This is a genomic window from Saccharospirillum salsuginis, assembly GCF_014651855.1.
Lineage (GTDB): Bacteria > Pseudomonadota > Gammaproteobacteria > Pseudomonadales > Natronospirillaceae > Saccharospirillum > Saccharospirillum salsuginis.
Map to the genome: position 1 here is coordinate 20,149 of NZ_BMXR01000010.1, position 18,659 is coordinate 38,807.

The following is an 18,659-nucleotide window of genomic DNA, read 5'->3' on the forward strand; positions in this document are numbered from 1 at the left end:
GTCGATTCTCCCTGAGTTACCGGTCCGTGGATGAAGCGAACGCTTGCAGTTTATTCGAGGCGGCATCGAGCGATCGCGCCAGGCGATGGTATTCCGATTGGTAGCCCGGGTGTTCAGCCAACCAGTCTTCGATTGCCTCGCGGTGCCGGGTCGCCCAGGCGACGGCTTGCGAGGCTGTCGTGCCGTATTGCCTATAGAGGGCCGTTATGGTCTGCCGGGTATCTTCGTCGCGTTGTTGGATGACATCCTGCTCAACACCGGCTCCCAGCAAAGCCAGTCTTTCTTCGACACCCTCGAGCGTGGCCTGACGGACAGCGATATCCATCTTGACGTAGTGCGCCGGTGTCAGTTCCTGGGCGAATACGGACAGCGAGAGCCCTGCAAGCAAAAGGCCAGCGAGAATGGATCTGAATCGGTAAAAGCTTGTGACCAACATCATCGCTCCCCCTTAGTAGTAAACGCGTTGCAGAGCATACACGGTGATGGATTCGTAGCCGTTGTCGTCCAGACCGGTCACACCCAGTCGATAGGTGCCCGGCGCGACGAAGTGCCCGTCGTTGTCGCGGCCATCCCAGGTCAGGGTGTTGTCGCCGGCGGAGAGGTCGACGTACTCGAACTCGGCGACATCCTGGCCGCTCTCGGCATCGTTGATGACCAGTCGCACCCGGCCGGCCCGGTTCAGATTAACCGTTATCCGGCTGACAGCCGGCCCTTCGGGCGTGTTCTGGGTTGGCTGCAGAATGGATGGCTCGGCGGTAACGGAGGCCACATGCACGCCACTGCGCACGTAGATGGCGTTATCCGGCAGGGTGTAGGCGAAAATGCCGAACAGGAAGCGGTCGCCTGGCGGTGCTTCGATCAATTGACCGTCGGCGTTCTCGCCGTTCCAAGTGATGGTGTGGGAACCGCGACCCAGCGGCCGACGCTGCAGGAAGGTCACCAACCGGGTATTGACGTTGAACAAGCCCATGAAGGCAGTGACCTCTGAGGCGCGGTCGAGTGTGAAGGTGATATCGAGCGGGTCGCCAGCCAGCGGTGAGAAGCTCGACGGAATCGAGCTGCGTGGCGGGTTGCTCTGCACGCCGCCGGATGCCAGGGCCAGGTCGAGACGCTCCGTCCGACCGTCGAGCCTATACAGGAGGATCGCCCGATATTCTCCTTCGGATACCACCTCTCCGGCATCGTTCCGGCCATCCCAGGCGTCCTCGTAGTTCCCGGCCGCACGGGTGGTGAAGGGCACCAGGGTCCGTACGATCTGGCCGTTTCCGTCTTCTATGACCAGGCTGACGTCGGTTTCTCCGCCCAGGGTGGTCTCGACGCCGACCGTTTCGCCGTTCAAGGGGTCCAACGTGTCGGTACCGACGCTCAGATCCACACCCGGTTCGACAAACACGCGCACTGTATCGCTGGCCTGCAACCCTTCGGCGTCGGTTACCCGTACTCGTGGGTACAGAGTGCCGATTTGTGCGTAGGTCGTCGTGAGCGAGGCGTCGGCGGTGGTCTGGTCGTAGACGCCGTCGCCGTCCAGATCCCACTCGTATTGATCGATTGGTTCGCCGTTCGGGTCCTCGGCTGTGGCCGTCAGGCTGACGTTAAGCGGTGGATTGCCTGTATCGGGCGAGGCCGATACGGTGACGCTCGGGCTGCCAGCCGGCAGGGCACTGACATTAAGCGTCGGCACGGTGATCTCGGTCGCCGCGCCGAGGGTGTCGGTCACGCGCAGCCGAGCTTGGAAGGTGCCTTCCGTTTCGTAAGTGTGAGTTGTGGTGCCCGAGGTCGTGGTGTCGTCGTAAGTGCCATCGCCGTCGTAGTCCCACTCGAAGCGATCGATGCCGTCCTCGTCCGTAGCTGTGGCATTGAAGGTGACCGTCAGCGGGATCTGACCGTTGGACGGGTTCAGGTCAACGGATACATCCGGCGGTTCATTACCAACGGAGATGCGCACCTGGCCGGTGGCTTGTTCGCCCTCGCTGTCGGTTACCCGGAGCGTGGCGTCGTATTCGCCGGGAGTCTGATAGGTGAATGTCTGGTCGCGTCCCACGGTTTCGCTTCGGTCATAGGTACCGTCACCCTCAAAATCCCATTCGTAACGAACGATGGCTGTCTGGGTATTGGCATCGGGCGTGAATGTGACAACCAAGGGGGCGTTGCCTTCGGTGGGCTGGGCCGAGGGCAAGGCCGCCAGCGCATCGGCTACACCCAGATAATGACTGGGGTCATCATCCTCGACCGTGCTGTCGCCCAGGCCATGTGCCGATACCCGGCCGAGGTTCTTGTACTGACCTTCGCTCACTTCATCGGTGATCCGGCAGCTCCGGCTTTCACCGACCGTCAGTGTGTCGATCTCACACACGTCGATCGGATCCCCTTGGGACGGCAGCACTCGCTCGTCTGTAATGACCAGTTCGGTCAGGTCCACATCGCCGGTAATGTGCACCGTGAAGGTCCATTCGACGGGCTCACCGACGGTCAGTTCCGGGCCGGGGGCTGCGTCGGCATCCTGGCCTTCGGTGCTTTTTTCCAGTTCGATGGATGGATTACCCAAAGTCCCGAGGTAATGACTGGGGTCGGCGTCTCGTGCGCGGTGCCACCAGCGGTTGCCTCGCGCCAGGGCGATCCCGGTATTTTCGTACTGGCCTACTTGGGCGACCCCCGTGCGGGTACAGGATTGCGTATCACCCTGCTTGAGCTTGTCGATGCGGCATATATGCTCCACCCGACCGAACCAGTGGTCCGGATCGGGAGTCCGGTCGAAGACATCCACCTGCTGCAAGGTGGCCTTGCCCGTGTTCGTGACGGTGTAGGTCCAGGTGACGGGGCTGCCCAACAGCACTTCCGGGCCGGGAGGCTGGTCGGCGTCCTGGCCGTTGGTGGTGGTTTCGATGGTCACGTCGAACGCGGGGTGCCACCACCAGAAAGCGTGCGCCGAGGGCGCTTGCCACAATAACAATAGGACGACCGGAGTCGCCAACAGTCTTTTCAACACATGGCTCGAACAGCCGGTCCATCGAGCGCGGTCGCGGTATCCATTTATCATGTTCACCCCTGATTATCCTGTCAGCCCTCCTTGAAGCGGGCGGTGGTATAAGTTTGTTTCGCCGGATACCGCGTTTATTCCGGAATGAAAATACGCAGACTCCTAACCCCGACCTGGCCGTTGAATCCCGAGATGTTGACTGTGACCAGGTGCATGCCCGGTGACAGCCCCGCCGGGTTCCAACGCCAAGTCAGCGGTACATACCCTTGTTCTTCTTCGGAGACGAAAGTCTGATCGACGAAAAACGCGACCTCGTACAGGCTCTGCTGCATGGCCCAGCGATCGTCTTCGTGCATGCCGACCCGCAACGACACCGGACCGGTCACTACGGGGATGCCCGCCTCGTTGACGGGCAGGTCGTCGCGGATGTCGAGCGTCACTCTCGGGTCGATGTCGACGGAACGCGGCAGGTAGTAATGACGGGAGATCCGCCGGCCATCGCGTTCCAGCGGAACCTGGCTGAAATCCGGCATCTGTGACGTCCAACCATGGTTCTGGCGCCAGGTGGTGTAATCCAGATTCCGATTACCCGTGGTCAGGATGCTGTGTCTTGGCAGTTCAAAGCCAGTGACCAGCAAGGCCAATTGTTCATGGTCGATCAGATCCACCAGGTTGTCCCGGTCCTGCCCGTTCCAGTTGATCACATTGCGACCGGGGCCGCGCACACCCCAATTCAGGATGGGGGCCATCATCGGACCGGAGCGGACACCGGCTCGGGCCAAAATGCGCGCAGGTTGCTCCAACTCAAAGACAATGCGGCCGGACGACTCGACCCGAGGGTTCACTCGGATTTCCTCGCCGCCACTGAAGGTACGAGGATCGTACGTCTGGCTTTCGGCTTCGCTATCGGTTGGTTTGAAACTCAGCACAGGAACAAAGGCTTCATTGGGCACTACGCTGCCCTCGCTGTCCTTACCATCCCAGGTCAATCGATGAATCCCGGCGTCGAGGGGCTGGTCAGACGATAGAGTCCTCACCCGATCGCCATCCGCCGAGAATATCCGGACCTCCACTCGTCCGGTTTGCTCGATCTCGACCGGGATTTCGAACGTCTGGCCGCGGGACGGATTGAACTCATGTCGCTCATAATCCTGCAGGCCGACCGAGGCCAAACCATTCAGTGACATACCCAGACCGATCACGGCCACGATTACCCGATGGATCATTTTCGAATCTCCAAATCCCGAATGTCCTTAACGCCGGCGGGCGTGTCCATGGTGTGTAGTTGACCGCTCTCGTTTCGACACATAAGCGCAGAGCCCCTCGCATCACGGCGAACGAAATAAAGGCGATTGTCGACCGGTGCCGGAGAAAGGTCGGTAACCGCGCCGTGTGTAATCTTTTCGGCCCTGGCGGCATCGCCTTCCTGCAACGATTGTCGGTAGATATGGAAATGCCCGGCCGCGTTGCCGCTGAAATACAACCAAGATTCCGAGTCGTCCACCGCGGGTTCCCGGCTGATTGAATTCTGTAAGGTGATTTGTTCCGCCGTTCCGCTCTGGACGTGGTAGCGCCAGACTTCCTGGATGATTTTTCCGCACCCCAGTACGCAATGGACATTGCTGTAGTAAAGCCACGGATCGGCCAAATAAGGCTCGAATTGCGCCGACCGCTGCGTAATAACGGGGGTCAGTGATCGGTGGACTGGATCGAACTCGACAATGTCCGTATCGACGCTTTGTCCTTCCTTGAGCTGCACCAGGTACAACCGGTTGTTGGCCCGGTTCCATTCAGGCTGGGCGTAGGCGAATTCGGTGGAGGGCTCAAGCCATGTTTCGCTCTGATTACCGAGCGGCGACGCGACGAGAACATTGCCCGCTTCGTCCAGATAGGCGAGTTTGGCGTGTTGTGATGCCATCACCGGTGTTCTGGCTTCGGCGTTCAGATCGAAGACTTGCGGCCCTTTCGCAGGGTCCAGAACGCCATAGGTTTGCCAGCCATGTTCGGTCAGTCCGACAAATGTCATGCCTGCCGGCCATTGCGAACAGTTGGCGTACACCTGATTCGAGGCGGCCCAGAGCAGTAAACCGACGGATAACGTGCGAACGCTGAAAGGAATCATGACAGAGCCCTTTTAATAACTCTGGCTGTACGCCATCTGGCCACCAACGCCAATATGAATGTCAGAGCCAGGGCGCTGTAAAACACGGTATAAAAACCATAACGGGTTTCCGTGCCAATCAGGAAGCCGTGTAACAGACCCAGTGCGATAACCCCCGGCATCAGCCGGTGCACCCGGCGCCAAATCGGGCCGATCCTATTTCGCAGACCAGCGGCTGTGGCGGCCAGCAATAGGAGAAAAAAAGCGGTCAGTCCCACCGTGATCGATGCGTGATAAAAGTCTTTTACATTGGGTAAAAGCAATGGCCATTCGATGCTGTTCTTGCGCAACGACACAGCCATGACGAAGCTGCCAATGTGGGCGGTGACCACCAGGACGGATATTGCCCCCAGAATGCCATGCCGTGCTCGAGCCCAAGATGGCAGCCAGGCAGCATAGGGCGTGGGTTTCAATAGTCCGCATAGTGCTTGCAGCCATAACAAAACAGCCGCATAAAGACCGAACAGCTTGGATAAGACATACCAGACCTGCCCCGGGGGTGCGCCGTATTGCCAGTAGGTAGTCACATCCGTCGTACTGTACCACCAGGCCCAGGGCAAGATCAGAATGGCGATCCAGATCATCCGGCCGAGGAGGTTAAGCCCATTGGGTAGCCTCCCAAAAGGCGAGTTGATCAGTTGAGTCCGCATACGTTTCGATCCTTGGCGCACAATGACAACTGTTGGCTAGCAAGCTGCTCAGACATGCCTGCTTCGTTGATGGGCAGGCCCGATGCCTTCCAGCCGGACAAACCGTGAGGTTTCATGACGGCAGCCCCGGTTACGCCGTTTTCCAGCATCAAGCGGGCGACCTCGTACCCTCTAAAGTCCTTCACGCAATAACTGATCACACGATCCGCCTGTTTCAAGCGATCATAGACATTGGGCGTCAAGTCCCGCATGGGGATGTTGATCGCACCGGGAATGTGGGATTTTGCGTATTCGGCCGGTTCACGGGTGTCCACGAACACCACGTCTTTTTCCGTCGCTATTTCCGACAACACCTGATCGATGGGCAATTCAGCCACACGGCGAGCCCCCACACGCTGAACCAACGCCGGAGCGGTTTTACAGCCCTGCTTTTGAATTGCCTGACTGAGCGATTGATCGAGTGAATTCGGCTCGGTGTCGTTGGCCAGTTCCGTATAGAGGGTGTCGAAGAATTCACCGTAACAGCCAACGGGCACATAGGCTCGACCGTGCCGGTCCTGCATACTTCGAAAGTGCCGCTCCACACTGTTCACAAGCGGATCACTTCCAGCATACCAGGCTGTCGTTTCGATGGTGGCAAGTAGTTCGCCCATGCGGTGAAGGGTTGGATCGGAATCCTCAACCAGGGTGAGCAGGCTTTGAAAGGTGGATTGATCGGCGGTTCGTTTGTACTGAGCCTTGGGGACACCGAATGCGATGCCGTCGACCAATGCGTCACCAGACGGGCGAATTTCAATGTGAGCTTCGGGATCAATGTGGCGATTGATCAGCCAGGCGGAGGCCCAGCTATCCGGTTCCAGACTTTCCCAGGTCACATAGGTTTTGGTCCGGGATTGTTGAACCGAATCGACGACACCGAAGGCAATGCCGGACAGTGTCGCTAGAGTAACAAGCGCGATTACAAAATAACGCATCCTTGGAAATCATCCATGCTTCAGTCATGAGTATTGGTTACAGCTCAGATTGGGCCTGATTGGTATTAACGGAGATCAAGGCCGAACTGGCATCCAGACTGCAAGACAGGAAGCCTGCGGTGGTTTACCGTATCGATTGTCCTTCTTATATAAAGAGGCCAATCGGGTAAATGTGATGTGTTCTACAAAAACCATCGGTGATATTCGCTGTACTATAACTATGGTGGTACAGGCAAAGTGACCGCAATGGGATACCCCTAAAAAACGGAAACACTCCACCTCGATCAGGTGCCATTTTCTGTTGGCGGCCAGTCAAGATCGCCGGATTCAGCCCGATACGTAGGCAAGAAGATAGTTCTCGCCCCAATTTTAATAGCCATCTCAAGACAATCCTCAATCCCCAAACACGGCGGTATGTCACATTTCCGATGTCCAATGCTTGTTTTTTAAACAGCTTTCTTTAAGGTATGTAAGCGCTTTCATTATGCATAAGAAGAAGCCAACCCAACAAAAACAAGAAGGAAAGCATTATGCCAACACACGCCAGACGCGCCGGCGTGATCTGCTTGATCGCCGGCCTGACCACAACCCTGGCCTCGGCCGCCACCGTCCCGGTCGGCCAGGGCAGTATCGCCGATCAGCCCAATCCCGAGGGGTACACCTGCAGTATCGATCACGGCACCTGGATCCACAACGCCGGCGTGGTCGAACCCGCCATCGACGGCTGCGATGAACAGAACGGACCGATCGGCACCCCGACCCGGCTCTACCCGCACCTGACCGGCCCGGCCGCCGACCAACCGACAGGCACACACCGCTGGTGGGGCTCGGTCGCTTTCTACGGCGACATGCCGATCGACGATGTCTCCAAAGCCGGCTACATCACGCCAGACCCGATCACCGCCCGGATCTCCGACCGGGGCTTTCGCATGCTCGGCATTCCCGGCGGCATCGAATACCAGAACGGCAACAGCTACATCTACGCGGTGCCGGACCCGTTCAGCGAAGTCTTCGACGGCTTGGCTATCGCCAACAGCCAGCACTCTCAACTGGAGGCCTCGCTCTACGATTACAGCGACGGCAGCGTCACCGTGGAATGGCAGGACGCCGGCACGGCCGTGATGCGCGCGACCTTTGTGCATGGTTCTCCCTATGCGTTCGTCGATGTCCTCAGTGGTGACCTGCTGTTGAAATCCAAAGCCATCGAAGGCCCCGAAAAAGGGATCTATCACCAAAGCGACAACGCGCTCGGGGTCTGGACCGATGTGGCGGGCAACCGCAACACCTATCTGATTGTCGGAGACGGTCCGACCCAGTTCGACAATACCGATGCGCAACAGACCCGGGTTGATAACGCCAGCGGCCGATTCACCATCGCCCTGTTGCCCGTCGATGAGGCGCTGCCCGACACCGCGATGATCGATCAATTCTCGGCCTATGCCCTGAACCGGATCGACGAAGTCCGCATCGACTACACCGTCGACGACACCACCCAGGACGTCACCGTGCAGCACCGTTATCTCAACCAGGGCGCGCCGGTCGATACCCTGGCCGGCTTGATGCCGATGCACTGGAAAAATGCGGTCACACCGCTGAATTCGGACTATCACGTCCGCAGCGCCCGAGGTGTCATCCGATTCGCCGAACTCAGCGACTTCCAATACCAACTGCCCTTCGTCGGTGTTTTGCCCACCCTGCCCGCCAGCGACAGTGGTAGCTACGACCCGGATACCCTCGCTCAATTGATCCGCGAATTCATCGACCAGGGGGAAGCCAACTGGAACACAAAAACGGACACCTACTGGTCCGGCAAGAACTACGGCAAGGTCGCGGAACTGGCGGCGCTGGCACATTCGCACGGCTTGACCGCCGAACACCAGGCACTGATCAACTGGCTCAAGGCCGAACTGGAGAATTGGTTCACCGCCGAGACCAACGGCGAAGCGGACACCACGAAATACTTCTCCTACGACGACACCTGGAACACCCTGCTCGGCTACGACGAGAGCTTCGGCGCCCAGCAACAACTGAACGACCACCACTTTCATTACGGCTACTTCGTGCGCGCCGCCGCCGAAATCTGTCGCGTCGACAAAAGCTGGTGCGCGGACGATGCCTGGGGTCCGATGGTGGACATGCTGATTCGGGATTACGCCGCCGACCGCGACGACCCCCTCTTCCCCTACACCCGCAATTTCGATCCGGCCAATGGCTTCTCCTGGGCGTCCGGCCACGCCAACTTCGCGCTCGGCAACAACAACGAGTCCACCTCCGAAGCGGCCAACGCCTACGGCGCCATCATTCTGTATGGCCTGATCACCGGCGACGAAGACCTGGTCGACCACGGCATTTATCTGCATGCCTCATCGACGGCGGCCTACTGGGAATACTGGAACAATCTCGATCGTTATCGCGGTTACACCGGTATGCGCGATAACTTTCCGGCCGAGTACGACAAGATGACCACCTCCATCATCTGGGGCAACGGCATGGTGTTCTCCACCTGGTTCAGCGGTGCCTACGCCCACATTCTCGGCATTCAGGGGCTGCCGCTGAATCCGCTGGTGATGCACATCGGCCAGTACCCGGACTATCTGGAAGACTATGTCGACCTGGGACTCAGTGAATCCGGCAACGGCAAACCGTCCGGATTGCCGAACGATCAGTGGCGCGATGTCTGGTGGAACATCTGGGCTATGACCAACCCGGAAGCGGCGATCGCCGACTTCAACACCATGAACTTCGACTACGACGTCGAAGCCGGCGAGACCGTGGCCCACACTTACCACTGGATCCACAGTTTCAACGAACTGGGACATCTGGTTTCCGGCAAGGGTGAAGTTACCGCCGACCACCCGGCGGCGCTGGTGTTCGAGAAAAACGGCCAACTGACCTACCTGGCCTATAACTATTCGAACACCCCCATTCTGGTGAGCTTCTCGGACGGCATGGCCATCGCCGTGCAACCGAACAGCTTCGGCATCAAACACACCGGCGACCAGCCGGACGATCTGGAACCCGACACCGAAGCACCGGTGCTCGAAGGTTCGATCTCTCACGACGCCCTCGGCTCGACCAGCGCCTCGCTGAGTTGGCCGGCGGCGAGCGATAACCAGGGCGTCAGCGATTACGAAGTCACCGTGTCGTTCGGCCCCGAACCGACAATCGTCACCGATGCCCCCGCCGTGAACCTGACCGGTCTGGACCCGGACACCGCCTACAGCGTAACGGTTCTGGCCCGCGACGCGGCCGGCAACGAATCCGCCGTGATCGCGACCGACTTCACCACCCGGCCCGCCGACGCCGACCAGCCGCCCAGCGAACCGACCGGACTGGACAGCACCAACATCACCGACACTGGCGCCACACTGACCTGGTCCGCCGCCAGCGACGATGTCGGAGTGTCCCACTACGAAGTGGTTCTGTCCGAATCGGGGTCGATCGTCTCGGTATTCAATCCGGAAGGCACCCAGCAAGTGCTGTCCGGCCTGTCCGCCGATACAAGCTACACTGTCTCGGTTGTCGCCGTGGATACCCTGGGCCAGACTTCAACGGCCGCCAACCTGAGCTTTACCACCGACTCACCGGTCGTCAGTTGCACCGAGTTCTGTCTGGAAGAGGACGGTGATGCCCTGATTGTCACCGCGAAGACCGGCGATATCGTCGACCTGCACTTCACGGTCAATCAGGGTGCGCAACAGAACGTGCGCATGACACCGGTGGGCGACGACCATCAATACACCATCAGCAACCTGGCTGAAGGGGACGTCATCGACTACTTCTTCACCGTGATCGACGGCACCGCCTACGACACAGCCTGGGACCAGCATGTCTTCGGTGGCGGGGCGATCGACGAACCGGACAACGAGGCTCCGACCCGGCCCGGTGCGATCAAGGTGAGCGACCTGACACACGACAGCGCCAGACTGGACTGGGCGGCCTCGACGGACAATGTCGGTGTGGATCACTACGAAGTAACGATCCCGGGTCGGGGTAATTTCCTGGCGACCAGCAACAGCCTCACGGTCGATGCCCTGACGCCGGAAACGACCTACGACGCCTCCGTCGTCGCGGTCGACGCCGCCGGCAATGTCTCCTCGTCTGGAACCACGAGCTTTGCGACACCCAGTGAACCCGAGCAACCGCCCTGCGACGATGTCTGCGCGACCGAGATCGACGGCTCCACACTGCGCATCAGCGTTCAGGCCGGCGGCATCGCGGATTTGCATTACACCGTGAACGACGGCGGGCAGTTGAATGTGCGCATGGCAACGGTCGAAGGTGGGCACCAATACGACATCACCGGTTTGAATGCCGGTGACCGTGTGGATTTCTTCGTTACCGTCATCGACGGGACAGCGTATGACACGCCCTGGCAGGAACACGTCTTCAATCCGTGAAGGTCTACTCTCCTGTGACTTCGGATATTTTGGGGCCTTGTAGGCCCCGTTTTTTTGGAGCCTCTCCACTCAGCCGGATGCAGAAGGCTTTATGGCCACGACGCCACCGCCTCATATGCAACGAATAACAAACCAAGGCTTGCGGGTACCAATAGCAGGCCACCGGTCACTCGCTGAATCCGGCGTCCAACACCCGGATGCCGGTTAAAGCGTCGAACCGACACGCCCATGCCAACCCAAATCATTAACGTTACGCCGGATACGAACCAGAATACGACCGCATGCAACACAGCAGCACTGACGGATGACGATACATCAGCAAATCCGGCCATAAACGAGGTCATAATCAGCCACGCCTTGGGATTGAGCAGCTGAAATACCGTAATCTCTACAAAACGGAAGCGCCCCAGGTACCTGACGGGCGCCGCTGTCGATTCAGCGTCCTGGCCTGACGAGCGCAAGAGCGTCATCCCCACCCACACCAGATAACTCAATCCCAGAACTTTCAGGACGGACATGGCGGCAGGATAGCTCAGCAGAAAAGTCGACAAGCCAACCCAACAGAACCCGATCAGAATCACACCGCCCGTTTGTACTCCGGCCACTAGCATCACAACATTGCGTAGGCTGTCCTGACTGGATCGATGAAAAACGATCAGATTGTTCGGTCCAGGTGCCAACAACGTAGCCCCCATCAGCAATGCCAAACTCCACAAGGCCGTCATGACGCCACCACAGGTTGGCCTGATACCTCGTTCACACGGTCGAACGCCACGGATCCACCACGCCGGATGGCGAGTCGTATGGGCCCTAAATGCTGGCGGTTGGGGTCGGCCTCCCAGTCCAGTGACGGGGCGCGGGGGATGACAGGCTCTCCGTAATAATTGCTCGCGTGTATCTGATCAAAGCGGACCGTTTCAGACACTCCGGGCCACTGATAGAGTTCCCGGGCATAGGCCCACAGGTTGGGGTAGTCCACCAATCGTCGATAGCCGCAACGGCTGTGTTGAACATAATCGATGTCAAATCGGACCAGGGTGGGAAGCAATCGCCAGTCGGCCTCGGTCAACCAGTCCCCCATTAAAAACCGGCGTTTACTCAATCGCATGTCCAACCAGGCTAGTGTTCGAAAGACGGATTCGACCGCCTCTTCGTAGGCGGTTTGATTGGCGGCAAAGCCACTTCGGTAAACGCCGTTCGATAAGTGATGGTAGAGTTTTTCATTCAAAGCGCTCAGGTCCGTGCGCATAGAAGCGGGTTGAAAGTCCATGTCCGGAGAACGCCCCAGGGATGGCATAGATTCCAGAGCGGTCATGATTTCCGACGATTCGTTGCTGACTATGGTTTGGTCGCGCTGGTCCCACAGTACCGGGATGGTCACCCGGCCGGTGTAGTTCGGCTCGTTCAGGACATACAACTCATGCAGATGGTGAATTGCATGTTCCGTCCCCGGTACCACCCATTGCTCCCCCCAGTTGGCCGGGTACCCCTCTTTTTTTGGCCCTCCGGTAATGTGCACCGGCACAATGGATTCCAGGCCTCTCAGTGCACGCACTAACATGACCCGATGTGACCACGGGCAGCTCCAGGAGCCCAGTAGCCAATACCGACCTGGGGTGGCTAATGCCCGGTGCCTCCATTGGGGGTCGATCCGAGATTGATAGCGACTGGCGGGCCGAATGTAAGCCCCTTGTTGCCAGAGTTCGTTGTCGTCTACCCACTGACCGCATCGCACCATTCCCATAAAAAGCCCTTCTATTTCGTGAGATTTAATCACACAATAAGCGAGCAAATAGCGATATAAAATCGATTTTATCCAACATTTATGTCAGGAATTCTCACCTATGAGAAACCTCCCTCCACTAAACAGCCTGAAAGCGTTCGAGGCGGCAGCTCGATTAGAAAGTATGAACAAAGCAGCCGACGAACTGTGCGTGACACATGGCGCAATCAGTCGACAGGTCAGTCAGCTGGAATCTTGGCTGGACGTTCGACTATTTGAACGGGCAGGACGACAGGTGCGATTGACGCCTGTCGGAAAAACCTATCAACAGGCACTGACTTCCTCACTGGATTGGATAGAACGGGAAACGGAACGTGTGCTGAATGCGTATCGAGCTCCCGCACTGGGGATCGTCACCACCCATACCTTTGCCAATCGCTGGCTGATGAAACGGTTGCCGGACTTTCAACAGCGACACCCCGATGTCGACATCCGGATCACGCTTGACCAGTCCCGAACACGATTGGGCCATGACGGTATCGATGTCGGCATCCGAATGGGACGGGGCCCCTGGCCGGAATGCGATTGCCTGCCACTGATGAATGATCGGCTTATCGTCGTATGCAGTCCTGCACTGATCGAGCCGCATTCATCCGGAATGACGCTTGATGCAATCCAGGATTTCCCATTACTTCACGATCAGGATCCTGATGCCCAATGGTCAAGAATGATTCCGGCTTTGCGAGCGAATGCCAAGAACGGATCGGGCACCAGGCTGGCCAGTACCGACTTGGTGTTAACCCATGCAGTCCAGGGACAGGGAATGGCGTTGGTCAGCGAAAGAATGGCCGAGACCGAATTAGCCACAGGTCAATTGATACAACCGGTTTCGGAATCTATTGAATTGGGCCAGTATCATTGGCTGGTGGCGCCTCTGGGCCAGATCGATCAACCAATCATCAGTGACTTCACTCACTGGCTGCGGAAGCAAACGGCGGAGCTACGCTGAGCTCCGCCGCGGAGGGATTGTTTAAGAGGTCGGCGACACCACGAACAACAGATCCCCGCTCGACACCTGGGAGCCGTTGGAGTTCATGATCCGCTTGATGACATAGCGGCGGTTCGGATCGTAGAGCACGTTGTCGCGACGGTTGAAGGTATCCAGCGAGAGCTGGCTGAACATTTTCATCGCTTCCATCAGACAGAGCGTATCGGTGACCGACACCTCGTCGCCTTCGCGGACAAAGTCCGGATCGTTCGGCGACGGTTTGGTGTAGAAGATGCCCGCGCTCTGGGCGATGACCTTGAGCTCGTCGGTCGCTTCCACTTTCAGGGCGTCGGCGTCGATCTTGTTGCCACCGGCTTCCGCTTCCATCTCGGCGATCAGAGCCTCGGCGTCCTGCTTGGCCATGAACTTCGGCAGGTAGGTGGTGTCGTACTCACCGTTGCGGAAGGTGTCGTCTTTCAAGATGCGTTTCAGCAGCGGGATGTTTGTGGAAATGCCCTTGATCACGCACTGGTCGAGGTAGTCGTACAGTTTCTCGATCACATCCTCGCGGGATTCGCCGCGCATGATGACCTGGGCGATCAGGCTGTCGTAGTAAGGCGAGACTTCCTTGCCCTTGTCGACCATGGCGATCAGTTCCACGTCGTCGCGTTCCGGCAACTGCCATTCGGTCACGGTACCGGGGCTCGGCACCAGGGTGATGACGTCGTCGGAACCCTGCTTGGCTTTCTCGGCGGTGACGCGCACTTCCATGGCATAGCCGATGGCCTGGGGTTCCATCTCGGCGATGGAATAACCGGAGGCGATGTCGTACTGCGCCTTGACGATGTCGATGCCCGACGTCGCTTCGGTGACCGGGTGCTCCACCTGCAGGCGGGTGTTCATTTCCATGAAGTAGACGGCGTTCGCGTCCAGATCGAAAATGAACTCGACGGTGCCGGCGCCGGTGTAATCCACAGCGTTGGCGAGTGAGTGAGTGTAATCCAGCGCTTTCGCCTTGAGATCGTCCGGCAACATGGTCGAGGCGGATTCCTCGAACACTTTCTGGTTGTTGCGCTGCACGGAGCAATCGCGCAACCCCAACACCTTGGTGTTGCCGAACTGGTCGCGCAGCACCTGCACCTCGATGTGGCGCAGTGAGGTGACGTATTTTTCCAGGTAGAGGTCGCCGTTGCCGAAGGCGGCCCGCGCCTCGGTGCTGATCTGCTGGAAGTAATGGCGCATCCGGTCCGGCCGCTCGACCACCTGGATGCCCTTGCCGCCCCCGCCTTGTACGGCTTTCAACAACACCGGATAGCCGATCTCGGCGGCGATGGCTTCGGCCTGTTCAACGTCCGACAGGATGCCGTGACTGCCCGGCACCACCGGTACCCCAACGCCCATGGCGGTCTTGATGGCGTTGGACTTGTTACCCATGGTCGACATGCTGTCGACGCTCGGGCCGATGAAGTTGATGCCCCGGTTCACGCACAGGGACGCGAATTGCGGGCTCTCGGACAGAAAACCGATGCCCGGGTGCAGAGCGTCCACATCTTCGTGCTCGGCCACCTGCAACACCGAGTGGGCGTTCAGGTAACTCTCGTCGGACGTATTGCCGCCGAGGCAGACCAGGGTGTCCTGGGCGCGTAGCATGTCGGCCGGCACGGCGGCCATATCCGGGTCAGACGCCACCAGCACGACTTTCAGGTCGTTGGCCTGGGCGATGCGGATCAGCTTGACGGCGGTACAGCCGCGCGCGTGGATCAGCACCTTCTCGATCGGCTCCATCAACGCCTTGGGATCGACCTGAACCAGGGGCTTGATGTCCTCCTCGGGCTTGGGCACATAACCGGCGAACGCACGTTCGACAACGGCTTCGACCGTGTCGGTCGGCATCGGCATTTCCCCGTCGATGTCCGCCAGGCGCTGGTTCAGATCCGGCGCGAAGGGGTTATCGACCAGAGCCGCCATGGAGCCGGGCACGTCGCTCAGGTAGTTGGCCAGTGTGCTGGTGGACGGCAGGTAAGCCGGGACGACCATCTGGCCGGCGAACGGCATGTTGGTACCGGAGAAATAATAGGTCTGTGCCAGCGGATGGGTCACGAAGCTGGCCTGGGCGCCACCGGTGCAGTCGCCGTAGCCGAAGATGACCAGCGGCAGTTCGGTGTCGCGCACGAAGCGGGTGATGCGGTCGTTGACCACGGCCATGGAGAACAGCGCGCCCGCGCCTTCTTTCGTCTGCATGCCACCGGAGCTGATAAAGCCGACCACCGGAATGCCGCGCTGGGCGCACTCGACCAGCAGGGAACAGAACTTCTCGGCACTGGCCATATCGAAAGCGCCCGCCTGGAAAGCGGTGTTGGATAAGGCCACACCGACGCGCTGGTGGCTGCCGTCCGGCCGTTTGAAGTCGGCAAGGCCGGTGATCAGGCCGCACGGCTTGATGTTTTTGTCGAGCGCGTCTTCGATGGACAGACGGAAGCCCGGGAAATTCAGGCTGTTGGCGGTCATCAGGTCTTCGTCCAGTTCGACGAAGTTGTCCAGGAACTGGTCGACGATGCGCTGGTAAGCGATCGGGTTGTTGCGCTTTTCCTCGCGCTGGATGCGCTGGATCAGCAGGTCCCGGTAGCCCATCATCAGACGGTTCCAGAAGTCCTTGCGACGACCGATGCGCAACGGGTTGATGGCGCCCTTGAAGTCGCTCGGTTTCTTCTCGCTCTCGAAATAGGACGGCAACAGTTTTTCGAAATAGTGCGTCAGAATCACGAACAGGCTGTCGTTCATCTGCGGGAAGCCGATGCTTTTCCAGGCTTCGACCCGGGTCAGCAGATCACCCCGGTGCGACTGACTGAGGAAATACCGCAACCAACGACTGAACGTTTTGCGCGCCTGTTCGGCGTTGTCGTGCCGGCTGACCGCCGAGTCCATCGCTTTGTCGAGCAACTTGCCGACCGACTCGCGGCTCAGCGCCCGGTCTTCCATCGCTTCGCGGGCAATGCTGGCCAGGTTGGCGACGGCGCTGTCGTATACCGCGTCGAACATCAGGATGTTGCGGCACTGGTCGATAAAGTCCGCCCGCAGATCCTTGTGGGCGACGACATCGACCACGCTGAGATCGGCCAGCTTGGGCCAGGTTTCGGTCTGGGGCAGTTCGTCGCTTTCCAGAGTCTGAATCAACGCGCGGAAATTGTTGGCTGCACCGGATTTCCAGCGGTTGTACAGCGAAATCGCCAGGGTGAACAGCAACGCCTTCTTGGCTTTTTCGTAGTTGTCCTTGGGCTCACCCAGAATCAGACGGGTGAAGGCGTTCCGGTCTTCGCCGACTTCGTCGCGCTTGCTGGCGAAGGTTTTCCAGGCTTTGGCGAGTTCGTCGTCGTAAATCACCTTGTCCGGGCTGGCCAGCCAGCTTTGAAACGCCTGGGCATGCAGCGCCTTGATGCGCTCGTCCAGATCGCCCTCGGGGACGCTCAGGTTCGACAGTCGGCCGTATTGGCGCTGGGAGATGGAATGAATGCGTCCGCGCAGGGCGAGATACCGCAAATAGCGATAACACACGCCGAAGACGTTGACCTGACTGGTCGGGTTGCTGGCCAGCATCAGGCTGGAGGCGCCCTCGACGTTTTGCAGTCGCTCGGACGGGTGCAGATAGCGCTCCAGGCTGCGCTGATAGTGGGTCATCATGTCCGGCGTGCGGCGCACGAAGTCGACGGCGGCGCGCTCGATCGACTGAATGCCGGTGACGATCGCCTGTTCCAGGTTGCGCTGGCGGGCGTCGGTGTCGAGCGGCGAATAATCGATGACGCCGTCGATGCAGCCCTGGGTGTAGAGCTCTTCCGGGGAGACGCCGACGTACTTGGCGCATTCCTGCCAGGACAGATTGTATTTGCGCGCGATGCTCTGCAGGCCCTGCGGCTGGATGGTGTTGAAAATGCCGTCGCGCGCCGAGAGCAACAGGTTGGCCGCGGCCAGCGGAATGGCACCGCCCGAGTAACCCACACCGATGACGATGCCGAGCGTCGGCACGTCCAGGTTTGTGGTTTCGGCGATCAGGCGGGAAATCGAGTGGGACTGGTTATCGCGGTTGGCGGCTTCGCCAGCATCGGCCCCGGGTGTGTCGATCAAATAGACAATGGGCATGCTCAGTTCGGCGAAGGTGCGCACGCGCTCGGCCGCCAGCCGGTGGTGTTCCGGCATCCAGGCGCCGTTCGAGCTCTCGCGATCCTGGGCCACCAGGCCGATGCGGCGCTTCTGGCCACCGAAGTTCATTTCCAGCTCGGCGCTGTACAGGGCGCCCCGGCTCACTTCGTTCAGCACCCGGGCATTCAGCCCGGCCACCACGTCGCGAACGCCCGGACGGCGGTTGTCCTGGCTGGGCAGGACAGTCCGCTCGATGTAGGTGTCGACGTCCATGGCCGCGATCTGCTTGAGCTTGGCCTTGATCTGGTCGTCGCTGATCAGGCCTTCCATATGATCGGCCGGCGTCGGCAGATCGGTGTTGTGCCGCTCGGGGAAGAGCGAGAAGTCCTTCGCCAATTGCTCGGCTTCGATAAACAGCGGGTCCACCGTGGACGACGGCTTGGAAGCGTGTGTGGATTCAGACTGACGGTCGTTCAATGGTGTCTCCTTGGATGTCCGACGGCTGTCTACTGGACAGTAACAAAATGGTAACCGTGGAGCTTAGGAGACAATTAGGCATTATTCTACGGGGAGGTTAGAAGACATTATTAATCTAAAGGAAAAAGCCAGGCGGTGTGTGACCCGAATCCAAGGTCATTATTTGAACTGGATC

Annotated in this window: 11 protein-coding genes; 2 read left to right on the plus strand and 9 right to left on the minus strand. The window is 59.1% G+C overall.

Annotated elements, in window-relative coordinates; all coding sequences use genetic code 11:
- Positions 1 to 16: 16 nt before the first annotated feature.
- The 6 genes from IE111_RS18270 to IE111_RS18295 form a co-directional block, all read right to left on the minus strand.
- Positions 17 to 439 (minus strand): hypothetical protein, encoded by a 423-nt coding sequence (locus IE111_RS18270; protein ID WP_189611455.1) that lies wholly within the window; start codon positions 437 to 439, stop codon positions 17 to 19.
- 9 nt (positions 440 to 448) lie between these two features.
- Positions 449 to 2,983 carry a FlgD immunoglobulin-like domain containing protein gene (locus tag IE111_RS18275; RefSeq protein ID WP_189611457.1) on the minus strand — a complete coding sequence of 845 codons (2,535 nt, stop codon included), beginning with the start codon at positions 2,981 to 2,983 and terminating at the stop codon, positions 449 to 451.
- Between the two features lie 128 nt (positions 2,984 to 3,111).
- Positions 3,112 to 4,203 carry a flagellar hook assembly protein FlgD gene (locus IE111_RS18280; RefSeq protein WP_189611459.1) on the minus strand — a complete coding sequence of 364 codons (1,092 nt, stop codon included), beginning with the start codon at positions 4,201 to 4,203 and terminating at the stop codon, positions 3,112 to 3,114.
- On the minus strand, positions 4,200 to 5,099 hold the full coding sequence (locus IE111_RS18285) for a TolB family protein (protein ID WP_189611461.1): 900 nt from the start codon (positions 5,097 to 5,099) through the stop codon (positions 4,200 to 4,202). The genes IE111_RS18280 and IE111_RS18285 overlap by 4 nt, the downstream gene beginning before the upstream one ends.
- Entirely contained in the window at positions 5,096 to 5,788 is a 693-nt protein-coding gene (locus tag IE111_RS18290; protein ID WP_189611463.1) for a ferric reductase-like transmembrane domain-containing protein, read from the minus strand. Before IE111_RS18290 ends, IE111_RS18285 begins: the two co-directional genes overlap by 4 nt.
- A complete protein-coding gene (locus tag IE111_RS18295; protein WP_189611465.1) occupies positions 5,773 to 6,762 on the minus strand; it encodes a chromate resistance protein ChrB domain-containing protein in 990 nt (329 codons plus the stop codon). Before IE111_RS18295 ends, IE111_RS18290 begins: the two co-directional genes overlap by 16 nt.
- A gap of 530 nt (positions 6,763 to 7,292) precedes the next feature.
- Between IE111_RS18295 and IE111_RS18300 the strand changes: the two genes are divergently transcribed.
- Positions 7,293 to 11,162: a glycosyl hydrolase gene (locus IE111_RS18300; protein ID WP_189611467.1), complete on the plus strand. Its 3,870-nt coding sequence runs from the start codon at positions 7,293 to 7,295 to the stop codon at positions 11,160 to 11,162.
- Between the two features lie 89 nt (positions 11,163 to 11,251).
- Here the strand turns inward: IE111_RS18300 and IE111_RS18305 are convergent, their stop codons facing one another.
- Entirely contained in the window at positions 11,252 to 11,887 is a 636-nt protein-coding gene (locus IE111_RS18305; protein ID WP_189611469.1) for a LysE family translocator, read from the minus strand.
- Positions 11,884 to 12,906: a glutathione S-transferase C-terminal domain-containing protein gene (locus IE111_RS18310; RefSeq protein ID WP_308427557.1), complete on the minus strand. Its 1,023-nt coding sequence runs from the start codon at positions 12,904 to 12,906 to the stop codon at positions 11,884 to 11,886. Before IE111_RS18310 ends, IE111_RS18305 begins: the two co-directional genes overlap by 4 nt.
- A 100-nt stretch (positions 12,907 to 13,006) precedes the next feature.
- Here IE111_RS18310 and IE111_RS18315 point away from each other — a divergent pair, with 100 nt between their 5' ends.
- On the plus strand, positions 13,007 to 13,894 hold the full coding sequence (locus IE111_RS18315; RefSeq protein ID WP_189611473.1) for a LysR substrate-binding domain-containing protein: 888 nt from the start codon (positions 13,007 to 13,009) through the stop codon (positions 13,892 to 13,894).
- A 21-nt stretch (positions 13,895 to 13,915) separates the two neighbouring features.
- Here the strand turns inward: IE111_RS18315 and IE111_RS18320 are convergent, their stop codons facing one another.
- Positions 13,916 to 18,484: an ATP-binding protein gene (locus IE111_RS18320; RefSeq protein ID WP_189611475.1), complete on the minus strand. Its 4,569-nt coding sequence runs from the start codon at positions 18,482 to 18,484 to the stop codon at positions 13,916 to 13,918.
- Positions 18,485 to 18,659: the final 175 nt, after the last annotated feature.

Bases quoted from the DNA above. Each gene is read 5' to 3' on its own strand.
- IE111_RS18270 (WP_189611455.1), bottom strand. From the start codon at position 439: ATGATGTTGGTCACAAGCTTTTACCGATTCAGATCCATTCTCGCTGGC.
- IE111_RS18280 (WP_189611459.1), bottom strand. From the start codon at position 4,203: ATGATCCATCGGGTAATCGTGGCCGTGATCGGTCTGGGTATGTCACTG.
- IE111_RS18285 (WP_189611461.1), bottom strand. From the start codon at position 5,099: ATGATTCCTTTCAGCGTTCGCACGTTATCCGTCGGTTTACTGCTCTGG.
- IE111_RS18290 (WP_189611463.1), bottom strand. From the start codon at position 5,788: ATGCGGACTCAACTGATCAACTCGCCTTTTGGGAGGCTACCCAATGGG.
- IE111_RS18295 (WP_189611465.1), bottom strand. From the start codon at position 6,762: ATGCGTTATTTTGTAATCGCGCTTGTTACTCTAGCGACACTGTCCGGC.
- IE111_RS18300 (WP_189611467.1), top strand. From the start codon at position 7,293: ATGCCAACACACGCCAGACGCGCCGGCGTGATCTGCTTGATCGCCGGC.
- IE111_RS18305 (WP_189611469.1), bottom strand. From the start codon at position 11,887: ATGACGGCCTTGTGGAGTTTGGCATTGCTGATGGGGGCTACGTTGTTG.
- IE111_RS18310 (WP_308427557.1), bottom strand. From the start codon at position 12,906: ATGGGAATGGTGCGATGCGGTCAGTGGGTAGACGACAACGAACTCTGG.
- IE111_RS18315 (WP_189611473.1), top strand. From the start codon at position 13,007: ATGAGAAACCTCCCTCCACTAAACAGCCTGAAAGCGTTCGAGGCGGCA.